The sequence below is a fragment of the Flavobacterium olei genome, from assembly GCF_039749035.1.
Classification (GTDB): domain Bacteria; phylum Bacteroidota; class Bacteroidia; order Flavobacteriales; family Flavobacteriaceae; genus Flavobacterium; species Flavobacterium olei.
The window spans coordinates 1-14,690 of the sequence record NZ_JBDKWC010000010.1 but is presented as its reverse complement, the minus strand read 5'-3'; the positions used below and the strand labels follow the sequence as shown (position 1 = coordinate 14,690).

Annotated in this window: 12 protein-coding genes; 6 read left to right on the top strand and 6 right to left on the bottom strand. The window is 32.9% G+C overall.

Annotated features, from left to right (window positions below):
* Positions 1-32: 32 nt before the first annotated feature.
* Positions 33-584, top strand: a complete 552-nt coding sequence (locus ABEB31_RS21115; RefSeq protein ID WP_347053648.1) for a 1-acyl-sn-glycerol-3-phosphate acyltransferase — start codon at positions 33-35, stop codon at positions 582-584.
* Between the two features lie 85 nt (positions 585-669).
* Here ABEB31_RS21115 and ABEB31_RS21110 read toward each other — a convergent pair whose 3' ends face one another.
* Positions 670-1,134, bottom strand: coding sequence for a helix-turn-helix domain-containing protein (locus tag ABEB31_RS21110; RefSeq protein WP_347053647.1), 465 nt, complete (start codon positions 1,132-1,134; stop codon positions 670-672).
* A gap of 312 nt (positions 1,135-1,446) precedes the next feature.
* On the opposite strand from ABEB31_RS21110, the gene ABEB31_RS21105 reads away from it, so the two are divergent.
* From ABEB31_RS21105 to ABEB31_RS21090, 4 genes are all read left to right on the top strand, one after another.
* Positions 1,447-2,601, top strand: coding sequence for a M14 family metallopeptidase (locus ABEB31_RS21105; RefSeq protein WP_347053646.1), 1,155 nt, complete (start codon positions 1,447-1,449; stop codon positions 2,599-2,601).
* Positions 2,602-2,678: 77 nt separating this feature from the next.
* On the top strand, positions 2,679-3,158 hold the full coding sequence (locus ABEB31_RS21100) for an Lrp/AsnC family transcriptional regulator (protein ID WP_007805990.1): 480 nt from the start codon (positions 2,679-2,681) through the stop codon (positions 3,156-3,158).
* 95 nt (positions 3,159-3,253) lie between these two features.
* Positions 3,254-5,839, top strand: a complete 2,586-nt coding sequence (locus tag ABEB31_RS21095; RefSeq protein WP_347053645.1) for a phosphoenolpyruvate carboxylase — start codon at positions 3,254-3,256, stop codon at positions 5,837-5,839.
* A 10-nt stretch (positions 5,840-5,849) separates the two neighbouring features.
* Positions 5,850-6,365 carry a DinB family protein gene (locus ABEB31_RS21090; protein WP_347053644.1) on the top strand — a complete coding sequence of 172 codons (516 nt, stop codon included), beginning with the start codon at positions 5,850-5,852 and terminating at the stop codon, positions 6,363-6,365.
* Positions 6,366-6,448: 83 nt separating this feature from the next.
* Here the strand turns inward: ABEB31_RS21090 and recQ are convergent, their stop codons facing one another.
* The 5 genes from recQ to aroB form a co-directional block, all read right to left on the bottom strand.
* The gene (recQ, locus tag ABEB31_RS21085; RefSeq protein ID WP_347053643.1) at positions 6,449-8,761 is read right to left on the bottom strand and encodes a DNA helicase RecQ; all 2,313 of its coding nucleotides are present in this window, start codon (positions 8,759-8,761) and stop codon (positions 6,449-6,451) included.
* Positions 8,762-8,899: 138 nt separating this feature from the next.
* Complete coding sequence (locus ABEB31_RS21080; protein ID WP_347053642.1) at positions 8,900-9,313, bottom strand: DNA primase; 414 nt, start codon at positions 9,311-9,313, stop codon at positions 8,900-8,902.
* Between the two features lie 8 nt (positions 9,314-9,321).
* Positions 9,322-10,290: a deoxyhypusine synthase family protein gene (locus tag ABEB31_RS21075; protein WP_347053641.1), complete on the bottom strand. Its 969-nt coding sequence runs from the start codon at positions 10,288-10,290 to the stop codon at positions 9,322-9,324.
* A 107-nt stretch (positions 10,291-10,397) separates the two neighbouring features.
* Positions 10,398-11,801, bottom strand: coding sequence for a type III PLP-dependent enzyme domain-containing protein (locus ABEB31_RS21070; RefSeq protein WP_347053640.1), 1,404 nt, complete (start codon positions 11,799-11,801; stop codon positions 10,398-10,400).
* Positions 11,802-12,099: 298 nt separating this feature from the next.
* The gene (gene aroB / locus ABEB31_RS21065) at positions 12,100-13,167 is read right to left on the bottom strand and encodes a 3-dehydroquinate synthase (RefSeq protein WP_347053639.1); all 1,068 of its coding nucleotides are present in this window, start codon (positions 13,165-13,167) and stop codon (positions 12,100-12,102) included.
* 238 nt (positions 13,168-13,405) lie between these two features.
* On the opposite strand from aroB, the gene ABEB31_RS21060 reads away from it, so the two are divergent.
* The gene (locus ABEB31_RS21060) at positions 13,406-14,575 is read left to right on the top strand and encodes a proline dehydrogenase family protein (protein WP_347053638.1); all 1,170 of its coding nucleotides are present in this window, start codon (positions 13,406-13,408) and stop codon (positions 14,573-14,575) included.
* Positions 14,576-14,690: the final 115 nt, after the last annotated feature.

The following is a 14,690-nucleotide window of genomic DNA, read 5'->3' as shown; positions in this document are numbered from 1 at the left end:
TCTTTTATTTTGCACGAAATAATAAAGCTTTAATGAAAAAACTATTGTACAAATTCTTATTTTTTAAGCTAATGGGCTGGAAAATAGTGGGAATGGAAAATGCGGAGGTAAAAAAATGTGTACTAATGGTTATGCCTCATACCAGTAATCATGACTTTTACATTGGTCTTTTTACCCGTGGAATCTCAGGACTGGAAATGAATTGGGTTGGAAAAAAGGAATTATTTCGATTTCCATTCCACTATTATTTTAAAAATGTGGGCGGCGAACCACTCGATCGTTCAGGCGGACTAAACAAAGTCGATGCGATAGCTGCGATTTTTGAGAGAAAAGAAGTTTTTCGTCTGGCGGTTGCTCCCGAAGGAACACGTAAAAAAGTAAACGAAATTAAAACCGGATTTTATTTTATAGCGCTTAAAGCGAAAGTGCCAATCGTAGCTGTAACTTTTAACTGGGGCAAAAAAGAAGTAAATTTTGCGAAACCATTTTTTCCAACCGGAGATTATGATGCTGATCTAAAAATTTTAAAAAAGCATTATGAAGAGGTTTTAGGTAAAATACCTGAAAATGGTTTCAAATTATAAGATATATGCGAATTTTTCAAATGCGTGAGAATCGCGTATTTGAAAAATTTCTTTAGTGGTGTTCAAATATGCGTTACTTCTTAATTTATGGAGAATACGTTTTAAAAGTTCCATTTTTATAAAGTAAAACAATTTTCTCGATTTCATCATTTCCTAAAATCAAACTGGACTTTAAAACCTCCGGCGATTTTTTTTTCTCTTCCACTTCTTCACCATTTATTTCTCCTAAAGAAAATAAATCCTGATTTGAATTTTCTTTTAAATTTTGATTTGATGAAAATGGAGTAGAAGCTTTTATATCTTCAGGAATAGCCTGGTTATTATTTTTCGGAAAACTTCCTTTACCCAATAGCATCCAATACAAATCTACCTCTGGAAAAACTTCCAGAATTTTTAGAACAAAATCTAAACTTGGCTTATTTCTGCCAGACAAAAGGTGAGACATACTCGAACGCTGAACGCCAATTTTATCTGCAAATGCAGAGGCATTAAGTCCGTAATAATCCAGTACAAGTTCAAGTCTTTTTACAAAGTCATCTATGTTTACCATTGTAAATTCGTTATTAAAAAATGAGTATTTACAAATGTAAACAATTTATGTTGTGGAAACAATTTTACACTTGTTAAAATCTTAAACTGGTAAATTTATATAAAATTAAAACATTAGATGAAATTACTTAAGTAATTGAAAATGAAGTTTTACACTATAAATCTTAACATTGTAAATTATTGTGGAGTCAGAGACACTATAACTTTCAAATACCATCAGAATTAATGTTTACAAAATTAAATTACTTCATTTTTTAGATGTTTACAAATGTAAAAATAAAGATGTTTACTTTTGTAAACTAATCAAAACACAATGAATTTAGAAGAACTTTTTGAACAATATAAAGAGCAATCTATCTCAGGAAGATATTTGACGCTCGATCATATTAAACCACTTTTAGATAAATTAAACACAAGCGATCAGGTACAAAAAATTGGTGAGTCGGTTTTAGGTGAACCTATATATAGTTATCAAATTGGTCATGGAGAAACCCGTATATATTTATGGTCTCAAATGCACGGTAACGAAAGTACCACAACCAAAGCACTATTCGATTTCATCAATTTTTTAAATGGCGATAGTGATTTGGCAAAAGTGATGCTTAAAAATTTTACCTTTTATGCTATTCCGATTTTAAATCCTGACGGGGCGAGACTTTATAAACGTGCAAATGCGAATGAAATTGATTTAAACAGAGATTCACAAGAGCTGACGCAACCCGAAAGTCAGCTACTACGAGAGGTTTTTGAGCGCTTTAAACCCCATTTTTGCTTTAATCTTCACGATCAGCGCACCATTTTTGGCGCAGGGACAACCGGTAAACCAGCGACAGTTTCATTTTTAGCACCATCCTATAATGAAGAGAGAGAGGTTAATGAGAATCGTTTAAAAGCTATACATGTGATAGCGGGAATCAATAAAGAACTTCAAAAATATATTCCCGAGCAAGTGGGTCGCTTTGATGATTCCTTTAATATTAATTGTATCGGAGACACTTTTCAATTTTTAGGCGTACCGACTATATTATTTGAAGCAGGACATTATCCAGGCGACTATGAAAGGGAAATTACCCGTAAGTACATATTTTTCTCGTTAATTTTGAGCTTTCAACTTATTTCCGAAAACGATTTAGTTGATAATCGATTTGGTGAATATTTGAATATTTCACAAAATAACGTGGTTTTTTATGATTTTATGTATAAAAATGTCAAAATAAATTATGATGGTATCGAAATTATTACGAATTTTGTCGCACAATACAAAGAGGAATTAATCGAAAATAAGATTCATTTTAACGCTTACATAGTTGAAGTAGGTGAGTTGGAAAATTATTTCGGACATTTCGAATATGACGCAAAAGGCGCAGAATATTCTGATGAAACGGGAAATTTTCCTATAAGTGGTCAACAGGCAAATTTTTATTTAAATAAAAATGTTAAATTTGTTAACGGATTAATAAAAAGTTAATTTTTATGTGAATTTGTTGTTTTTTATATATAATTTTATACTTTGTAATAGCAATTAGTAATATTAATTAAACAATTATGAGTAAATTTCGTTTAGATGAAGTAGATCACCAGATTTTAGATATGTTAATAGACAATACGAGAGTTCCGTTTACTGACATTGCAAAAAAATTATTGATATCTGCTGGAACAGTACATGTTAGAGTAAAAAAGATGGAAGACGCAGGTATTATCATGGGTTCTTCTTTAGCCTTAGACTACGATAAATTAGGGTATTCATTTATTGCTTATGTAGGTGTTTTTCTGAATAATACGTCTCAAACAAAATTTGTATTAGAGCGAATTAATCAAATTCCATTTGTTACCGTAGCTTCTGTTACTACAGGTAAATTTAATATCTTTTGCAAAATCAGAGCAAAAGATACTAAACATGCAAAAGAAGTTATCTTTATGATTGATGATATTGAAGGTGTTTACAGAACAGAAACAATGATTTCACTAGAGGAAAGTATTAATGACAAGAAGCGTTTGATGCATACTATTTTTAAAAATATGTAAGAAGTTTTCTTGAATGCTATATCAAAAATATAACCTCAAGTTTATTCTTGGGGTTTTTTTATGACCAATTAACCAACCAACTATAAAGCGAATTTATGTATACGTTGCCGAAAATCGAACGTTTTAATCAGGACGTTCTCTCCAAATACCACATTTATAACAGTGTTTTTATAACATTGCCATTTGATTCTATAGATAATACAGGAGTTCTACTTCCTTTATTTACAGAGACTTGTGAAACAGGATTTAAAAAACAAGAGACGCCGAAAGAAATCGTAAATTTCTTTTCGGATAAATTCCTGAACAATGCTTCTGAAAGCGAAAAGATCGATTTAATGTTTCGTTTTATTCAATATATAGAGCGACAAATTGTATTGTTTGATGCTATTGAAGATGCTGCTTTCCCTGAAGTTAACAATATGGAAGGACGCGGATCTTTAAGAGATATAAAAGAAAAGTCTGATGCTAAAGAAAAAGATCACGAACTAATTGAATTTCTGGAGAATTTCAATGTTCGCACTGTTTTAACTGCGCATCCAACACAGTTTTATCCGGGACCTGTGTTAGGAATTATAAACGATTTGACCGAAGCTATTCGTCAGAATGATTTACTTCAAATTAAGCAATTGCTGGCTCAGCTAGGGAAGACTCCTTTTATTCAAAACGAAAAACCAAATCCCTATGATGAAGCTGTGAGCTTAATCTGGTATCTTGAAAATGTTTTTTATGCGACGGCAGGAGAAATTGTTCATTACCTTCAGAAAAATATTTTAGAAGGGAATGCCATCCAAAATCAATTAATTAAATTAGGTTTCTGGCCAGGTGGTGACCGCGACGGAAATCCTTTTGTTACTACAGAGATAACACTTAAAGTTGCAGATCGTTTACGTACTTCTATTTTAAAGTGTTATTATATTGAAATGAGAAACTTAAAACGCAAGTTAACTTTCTCAGGCGTAGATACTTTGGTATCAGAACTTGAACATAAACTTTATCGTTCTGTTTTTTATTCTAAAGGTGAAATTTTTATTACACTAGAGGAATTATTAACACAATTGGATAAGATTCGAACTATAATTATTGAGAAACATCAGTCATTATATTTAGATGAGCTAGAAGCGTTTTTAGTAAAAATCAATTTGTTTGGATTCCATTTTGCGACTTTAGATGTTCGTCAGAATAGTAAAATTCACAATATTGTATTTAAAGATGTAGTGAATTATTACCTGAATTCTGGTTCAGAAGTTTTTCCTAAAAATTATTTTGAACTGACAGAAGCGCAAAAAATAGATGTCCTTTCTAAAGTAAAAGGAAATTTAAATCCGGCTGATTTTGAAAATGAAATTACACAATCGACTTTAGAATCTGTTCACGCCATTAAAACCATTCAGAAAAACAATGGAGAGGAAGGCGCAAACCGTTACATTATAAGTAATAACGAAAGTGCATTAAATGTAATGGAAACCTTCGCGATGATTCGTCTGAATAATTGGGAAAATCCGACAGTTGATATTATTCCACTTTTTGAATCTGTAGATGATTTGCAAAACGCGCATTCAATAATGGAGCAATTATACACAAATCCGGAATATTCCAAGCATTTACAATCTCGAGGAAATAAGCAGACTATTATGCTTGGTTTCTCTGACGGAACTAAAGATGGTGGTTACCTAATGGCAAACTGGAGTATTTACCAGGCCAAAATTTCGTTGACTGATATTTCAAGAAAATACGGAATCAAAGTCATTTTCTTTGACGGACGTGGCGGACCTCCTGCTCGAGGCGGTGGAAAAACGCATAAATTCTATGCTTCTCTGGGACCAAAAATTGAAAACAACGAAATACAGATTACAGTTCAGGGTCAGACAATTAGTTCTAATTTTGGAACTTTAGATTCTTGCCGTTATAATATCGAAAACTTATTAAGTGCCGGTGTAACAAATCAGGTATTCAGTAAAGGAAAAAATGAATTAAGTCCGGAAGAGACAGAGATTCTGACTCAGTTGGCTAATTTAGGTTATGATAAATACCTGAGTTTTAAAAATCATCCAAAATTTATTCCTTATCTGGAAAAAATGAGTACGCTGAAATATTACTCCAAAACAAATATCGGAAGCCGCCCATCTAAAAGAAGCAAATCTGAGCAATTGGATTTTGCAGATTTAAGAGCAATTCCATTTGTTGGTTCATGGAGTCAGTTAAAACAAAACGTTCCGGGATTTTTTGGTGTAGGTTCTGCACTAAAGCATTTTGAAGAATCCGGACAATGGGATAAAGTGAGTGATTTATATCATAATTCATTATTTTTCAAGACCTTACTTGAAAACAGTATGATGTCTCTGGCAAAATCATTTTTACCATTGACAGCTTACATGAGAAATGATCCTGAGTTTGGTGAATTCTGGCAGATCATTTTTGATGAATTTTCAGAAACAAAAAGATTGTTGTTGAAAATCGCTGGTCATAAAACTCTAATGGAAAATTATCCTGATGGTATCGCTTCTATTCAGATCAGAGAGCGCATTGTTTTGCCATTGCTGACAATTCAGCAATATGCCTTATTGAGAATCAATGAGTTAAATAAAGAAGAAGTTCCAAATGAAGAATTGATAAAAGTGTATGAAAAAATTGTGACCAGATCACTATTCGGAAATACTAATGCAAGTAGAAATTCAGCTTAAAAAATAAAAAATGAAAGCAGCAGAATTATTAGAAAATGAATATGCCGGAAATTTTGGTACTTATATCAAACAGGCTGGAGATGGAATTTTAATTGAAGAATTGGAAATTTCTCTTCATGAATTTATCAGATTTGTTCAAAATATTCCGATGGATAAATTTGATTATCGCTACGCGGAAGGCAAATGGACAATAAAAGATATTATTCAGCATTTAATGGATTCGGAACGAATTTTTGCTTACCGCGCTTTGCGTTTTTCAAGAAATGACCAAACGTCTTTGGCAAGTTTTGAGGAAGACGATTATGCTAATAATACAGATTCTAACAGAAGAAGTATTCAGGAATTACTGACTGAATTTTCAGCGCTAAGACATTCAACTTTACTGTTTTATAAAAGCTTATCTGAAGAACAACTTAAGAAAATTGGAACAGCTTCTAATAATCAAATTTCTGTACGTGCTTTAGGTTTTGTAATGATTGGACATCAAAAACATCATCAAAAAGTTTTTGAAGAAAGATATTTATAAAATTTTATATCTATAAAAGTTAACCCGACAGATTTAAAATTTGTCGGGTTTTTTATTTTATGATATCTTTTAAATAAAATGGATTAAGAATTTAATTCTAATTTTTTTATTCTCGAAGTGATCGAACCGTTATTTCTTCCTAGCAATAAAGCAATTTCTTCTACTTTTTTTCCTTCGCCGTAAAGCTTTCTAAGTTTTGAATCTTCCTGATCTTCCCATTTTTTATAGGCTTCAGAATATACTTCCCGAACTTTTTCAACAGAATAAGATTTGTCATTCTTACTATCATTTTGTTTAGCTTTCTCTATAAACGCCAGACCAAATCGAATTTTATCATATGACATTTTTTCTTCAAAATAATCAAAATATGATTTTAATGCATTTGGATTTTCTAATTCGATTTGGGCCTGCTGAATTTTTGAAATTTCATCTTCAGAAACAAATTGGCTTATATCTATATTATATCCGTCAACATATAATTTCGCTAAATGCGAAATTATGGTGGTAGCACTTAAGTTACGTTGCTGTGCAATTTCCTCAATTGAAATTCCGTTTTGAAATAATTCCAATGTTTTTTTATAGGTATTATCTTTTTTCTCTTTTTTTACAACCGATTTATTTCTTTGAAATTCAATTATGGCTTTTATAAATTCAGAACCATATTTTTCCAGTTTTGCTTTTCCAACACCTTCAACAGCTAAGAAATCTTCATCTGTCATAGGTCTTAAGACTTCCATTTGTCTCAGCGACGCATCACTAAATATTACATACGCCGGAACTTCTTCTTCCTGCGCAATTTCATATCGAAGTTTACGAAGTGTTTCAAACAGAGAATTTTTAGCGGTTTTGGCATTGGCAACTTTAACTTCGTTTTTATCAATTACTTTTTTGACAACCGTTGTTAGTTTTACTTTTTCTCCTTCATATAAAACCTTCTTCGCAAAAGGAGTAAGGAGAATTTTATTATGCTGATGAAATGCAATTTCGCAGTAACCTAAATTGATTAACTGAATAAGATATTGATTCCAATCGTACCAGGAAATGTCATCACCAATCCCGTAGGTTTTAAGTGTCTGATAATTTTTTTCGTAAATATAGGCGTTTTTAGATCCTCTTAAAAAGTCGACAATAACGGCGAGTGATTCAGATTCCTTTAAACGGGTGATAGCAGATAAAGCTTTTTGAGCCAAAACTGTTCCGTCGAAAAAAATGGGTGGATTTTGACAAATGTCACAATTTCCACAGTTCTCTGTTACCAGTTCTCCAAAATAAGAAAGCAGAATCTTTCTGCGGCAGCTTACAGCATCTGCATATTGTTTCATGCGCTCTAATTTGGCAAGCTGTACATCTGAATTTAGTCCTTCGGATGCAAATTTCTGAAGCTGAATTACATCTGCATAACTTTCAAACAAAACCGTTTCTGCAGGAAGTCCGTCACGTCCCGCACGGCCAATTTCCTGATAATAACCTTCAATATTTTTTGGCAGATTGTAATGAATGACCCAACGAACATTAGATTTATCAATTCCCATTCCGAAAGCTATCGTTGCACACACCACCTGACAATCGTCATTTATAAACTGATCCTGCGTTTTTGCTCTTGTATCATTATCTAAACCAGCATGATAGGCTTTTGCACTAATACCGCTTTTCTTTAATTTTTCTGCAAGTTCTTCTGTTGTTTTTCTGCTTAAGCAATAAATAATACCCGATTCATAAGGTTTCTTTTCTATGAAATCAATAATTTGTTTGACCCGATCTAAAGCGGGACGTACTTCTAAACTTAAATTTGCCCGATCAAATGACGCTATAAAAGTCTTTGGCGCTTTTAAATTTAATTGTTTTACTATATCTGTACGGGTTGCTTTATCTGCTGTTGCTGTCAGTGCGAGAACTGGAGTAGAAGGGAAGCGGCTCTTTAAATAGCCCAAATTGGTATAGGCCGGTCTAAAATCATGTCCCCAGGATGAAATACAATGTGCTTCATCAATAGCAATTAAACTGATATTCAGTTCATTAAATACGACATCTAAATAAGATAAACTTTCGGGAGCAATATAAACAAGCTTAAAAGTGTTGGATTTTAGATTATCAATATAATATTGCTGTTCCTGAGACGACTGACTACTGTTTATATAGCAGGCTGCAATTCCGTTTGTTTTCAGACTATCGACCTGATCTTTCATTAATGCAATTAAAGGAGAAATGACAATTGTAATTCCAGGTAAAATTAAAGCCGGAAGCTGAAAACAAATTGATTTTCCACCACCTGTCGGCATAATCGCCAGGGCATCTTCACCACCTAAAATTGTATTAATGATAGTTTCCTGATTGGGCCTGAATTTTTCAAAACCAAAATTTTCTTTTAGTGTGGCGTGTAATAGTTCCGAAGTCATTTTTGAAATAATATAAATATTTGCAGAAAGATAAAACTTAAAAATAATCCTACAAATTTTAAAAGGATTTATTTGAAATAAGATAATGTGAAAAAAAAAGGAACTCGTTTGAGTTCCTTTATATTTTAAAGAGATAAATTAATCTTCATCTTCTTCGTCTTCATCATAATCAGTGTCCGCTTTTTCGTTGTCATCGTCGTCATCGTCGTCGTCTCCACCGTCAGAATCTGGTTTGTCAATATTGTCATCTTCGTCTTCATCGTCGCTAATATCGTCGTCCAGATCCAGACCTTTTACTGGCGCAATTGCATCTACATCAACATCTAAATCATCATCTTCATCGTAGTTTTCAATTCTGTCAGCAAGTTTAGTACTAATTTTAACTAAGTAAATTGTATCTTCAGTACGAACTTCAACAGCTTCGATTAATTCGTTTTTAGCATTTCTAAAACGAATTACATCTGAATCATCATAACCATCAGGAAATTTTTCAACCAAAAGGTTTAGAATTTCATTGGTAAGTTTAGCGTAGTCTACTATAACTCTCTTCATAAATTATTTTATAAATCTAATAAATAGGCAAAAATTAATGGTGCAACAATTGTCGCATCCGACTCAATAATAAATTTTGGGGTTTTAATGTCTAATTTACCCCAAGTGATTTTCTCATTAGGAACTGCTCCTGAATAAGAACCGTAACTTGTTGTAGAATCTGAAATTTGGCAGAAATAACTCCAAAACGGAATATCATGCATTTCCATATCCTGGTACAACATAGGTACCACGCAAATAGGAAAATCTCCTGCGATACCACCACCAATTTGGAAGAATCCGATTCCGTTAGAACTGTTTTTTGGATACCAGTCTGCAAGGAATGTCATGTATTCTATACCGGATTTCATCGTAGATGCTTTTAAATCACCTTTGATTACGTATGATGCGAAGATATTTCCCATTGTACTATCTTCCCATCCCGGAACGATAATTGGTAAATTTTTCTCAGCAGCTGCATACATCCAGCTATCTTTTAAATCAATTTCGTAATATTCTTCTAAAACACCTGATAACAACATTTTATACATGAACTCATGTGGAAAATAACGTTCTCCTTTATCATCTGCATCTTTCCAGATCTTGTAAATATGTTTTTGCAAACGACGGAATGCTTCATGCTCTGGAATACAAGTATCTGTAACACGGTTTAATCCTCTTTCTAATAACGCCCATTCATCTTCTGGTGTAAGGTCACGATAATTTGGTACTCTTTCATAGTGTGAGTGTGCAACCAAATTCATGATGTCCTCTTCAAGATTGGCACCGGTACATGAAATAATTTGTACTTTATCCTGTCTAATAATTTCGGCAAAAATTTTACCAATTTCTGCTGTACTCATAGCGCCAGCCATACTTACCATCATCTTTGCACCATTTGCCAGCTGTTGTTCGTATGCTTTTGCAGCATCCACAAGTGAAGCAGAATTAAAATGCAAATAATGTTTTTCAATAAACTGACTGATTGGTCCTTTCATTTCTTTTGTTTTTTGTTTTTTTTTGAATTAAAAAGTTTAACCTTTTTGTATGTAACCGCAAATTAAGAATTTTATAAATACTTATGAAACTTAATTTAGCGTTTTTTTTATAACTTTTTTTTGTAACCTAAAATTTTCAAAACATCATCAGAAGTCTGTTGTTCTGAGAAAACTTCGGTAGCCAGAATTCCATTTTCATCACGATCGATTAAAATATGTTTTGGCTGCGGAATCAAACAGTGGTGCAGACCTCCGTATCCTCCAATGGTTTCCTGATAAGCTCCGGTATTAAAGAAACCGATATATAAAGGTTTCTCTTTGTTATACTTAGGCAGATAAATGGCGTTCATATTTTGCTCAGAGTTGTAGTAATCATCACTGTCGCAAGTTAACCCCCCCAAAAGTACCCGTTCGTAAGTATCGTTCCAGCGGTTAACTGCCAGCATAATAAAACGTTTGTTGATCGCCCAGGTATCCGGCAGAGTAGTAATGAATGACGAGTCAATCATATTCCATTTTTCTCTGTCATTTTGCTGTTTTTGGTACAAAATCTGATAGATTGCACCACCACTTTCACCAACTGTAAACGAACCAAATTCTGTAAAAATATTAGGAACGTCAACCTCTGCTTCATCACAGGCAATTTTAATCTGATTGATAATTTCATCAATCATATATTGATAATCATAATCAAAAGCAAGCGAGTTCTTAATTGGGAATCCGCCGCCTATATTAAGACCGTCCAGAGTTGGACATTCTTTTTTAAGAGCAATGTAAACTTTAATACATTTTACAAGCTCATTCCAGTAATAGGAAGTATCGTTAATTCCGGTATTGATAAAGAAGTGAAGCATTTTAAGCTCCAGTCTGTCATTTTCCTGAATTTGTTTTTTATAAAAAGAAACAATGTTTTTGTATCCAATTCCTAATCTTGAGGTATAAAACTCGAATTTAGGTTCTTCTTCAGCAGCAATACGGATTCCAATTTTGAATTTCCCTTTAATTTCTGACTGAAGTAAATCTAACTCCTCATAATTATCAATAATCGGAATTGTATTTTTATGTCCGTTATTTATTAATCGAGCGATATTAGAAACGTATTCATCTCTTTTAAAACCGTTACAGATCACATAAGTACTTTTGTTGATTTTTCCGTTTTCCAGCAAATTTTCAACAATGTTAACATCAAACGCAGACGAAGTTTCGATATGAATGTTATTCTTGAAAGCTTCATTCATAATATATTCAAAATGAGAGCTTTTTGTACAATAACAATAATAATACTTTGCTTCGTATTTGTTCTTTTCCATCGATTTTCTGAACCAGGCTTTGGCCTTATTAATGTTTTCAGAAATCTGAGGTAAATAAGTAAATTTTAATGGAGTTCCATATTGTTCAACCAATTTCATTAAATCAATATTATGAAATTGAAGGTTGTCTTTGTTTAACTTAAATTCTTCCTGAGGGAAATAGTATGTTTGATTTATTAAGTCCGAATATTTTGTATTCATTTATATGTCAACGTTTAGAGATTGTATTTTAAATTTAAGGATTTTTAATGGTAAATCTCAATTCAAACTCTAATATTGGCAAATATTATTGGTAATTTTTCATGCTCGGCCTTTGAACATTGAAAAACATCAAAACACAACGGACTTTTACTATTGTAAAAACGGTTCAACATTCTAAGTAAAGAACTGTTGAGTCGGTTTCTGTAAGAGCTAAAGCGCCTTTGCTGCTTGTTTGTTTTCATGTGGCAAATGTAAAAAATAAATTATACCAAATGCAATGCTTTTGATTAAAAAAAGTTTAAGATTTATAATCCTCAAACGCTTCTAGAATCAATTTATTTTCAACGGATTGGTTAATTTTTATTTTTCCGATACCTTCAATTAATGCAAACTGAATTAAACCATATTCATTTTTTTTGTCATGAATCAGTAATTCAAGGATTGGTTCAATGTCAATTTCTTCAAAAATAACATCATCATAAATGCCTTTAATGATGGTTTTGATTTCTATATATTCCGGTTCTGAAATCAGATTTTTTTTAAGGGAGATATAACTTTCCAGAATCATTCCGACAGCGATCGCTTCTCCGTGAAGTAAAGTGGTTTTCGATTCGCTTTCCAAAAAGTAACTTTCAATAGCATGTCCTAAAGTATGTCCAAAATTTAATGCTTTGCGGATGTTTTTTTCTGTCGGATCCTGAATAACAATTTCATTTTTAATTTCTACAGAACGATATATTAATTCATCCAAATCATCAAAAATAATGGATTTCAGATCTGAAAACTGCCTCCAGTAAGGAGCATCAAAAATTAATCCGTGTTTTAGCATTTCTGCCAGGCCCGAACGCATTTCACTTTGCGATAAAGTTTCGAGATATCCGGTATCAATTAAAACCATTTGAGGAACGTTGATTACTCCGATCTGGTTTTTTAAATTCCCTAAGTCAACACCTGTTTTTCCTCCGACAGAAGCATCAACCATAGATAAGAGGGTGGTAGGAATATTGATAAAATCAACACCACGTTTAAAAGTCGACGCTACAAATCCGCCCAAATCCGTTACAACACCCCCTCCCAGATTTATAATAAGAGATTTTCTGTCTCCACCCAGCTCGGTAAGTATGTTCCAGATTTCTATACAGGTTTCGATATTTTTATTGGCTTCACCAGCTTCAAATTCAATAATTTCAATTGCAAGTTCTGTTTCCAGTAATGGAATAAATTTTGGCAAACAATATTCATTGGTCTGATCGTCAACAATTATAAATAGGTTTGAATATTTGGTTTCACGTAAATGTTTATTTAAAGCTTCGTATGCATTGTCGTTAAAATGTACGAAATAATTATTGGCCTGAATCGATTGCATATAGATATAGTTAATTGAAAGCACAAAATACGGCATTTTCAGCTAAATAATATTCAAACTTTTGCTCTAATTTTGTTGGAAAAGCACTCTTTTAATTTGTTTTTTGTTTTAAGATCGCATCTTTGTGTTTAATTTAGTTTTGCATTTAAAACATCTTATTATTAATATGCAAAAATTGAAGCTTGTTTGGTAAAGAATATTCAAAACAGTCTCTATATTTGCATAAAAAATAAATTTAATGGAAAAGATATTCGATAATACCCAGGTTGCGTTCTCTCTTAAAAGCGATACGGAACTAGACAGAGCTTATTTTCTTTTTAAAATGATTGACAGCGAGCCTTTAGTAAGAATTGGAACTGCTGTAACAAATTTTGCAATTAAAGCTCATTTGCCAGTAGAAGGATTAATTCGTGCAACTGTTTTTGACCATTTTTGTGGTGGTGTTAATGAAAATGACTGTCTAACTGTGGTAGATAAAATGTTTACCAAAGGGGTTTCGTCTGTTTTGGATTATTCTGTTGAAGGAAAAGAAGAGGAAGAACAATTTGACGCTGCGTTGGAAATGACGTTAAGAACAGTTGATTTTGCCAAAGAACGTCTTGCAATTCCGTTTGCAGTCTTTAAACCTACTGGTTTAGGGCGTTTTGAATTATACGAGAAACTTGGAGAAAAGCAAACTCTAACTCCTGCAGAGCAGACAGAATGGGACAGAGTGGTGGCTCGTTTTGATAAAATTTGCAGTGAAGCCCATAAAAAGGATGTTGCTTTATTAATTGATGGAGAAGAGAGCTGGATGCAGGATGCTGCAGACGAACTGGTTACCAATATGATGCGTAAATACAATAAGGATAAGGCAATTGTATTTAACACGCTTCAAATGTATCGTTGGGATCGTTTGGATTACCTAAAAAAACTTCATGATATTGCTAAAACCGAAGGATTCTATATTGGAATGAAACTGGTTCGTGGTGCTTATATGGAAAAAGAAAACAAACGGGCCGAAGAGAAAGGATACGTTTCTCCAATTTGCGTTTCGAAAGAAGCGACTGATGTTAATTATGATAATGCAGTTCATTACATGTTGGACCACATTGAAAAAATGGCCATTTTTGCGGGAACTCACAACGAATTGAGCTCGTACAAATTAATGGAAATGATGGCTCAAAAAGGAATTGCTAAAAATGATTCCATAATATGGTTTGGACAATTATACGGAATGAGCGATAATATCAGTTATAACTTAGCGGAAAACGGCTATAATGTTGCGAAATATTTACCGTTTGGACCTGTAAGAGATGTTATGCCTTATTTAATTCGTCGTGCTGAAGAAAATACTTCTGTTGCCGGACAAACAAGCCGCGAATTATCTATGATTAAAGCAGAACGCAAACGCAGAAAAGAAAAATAATCGAGATTTAGTCCGATCCCGAAGCTTTGGGACGGGATAGATTTTAGTCCCGAGGCTTCGGGATAGATTTTAGATTTTAGATTTTAGATTTTAGATTTTAGATTTTAGATTTTAG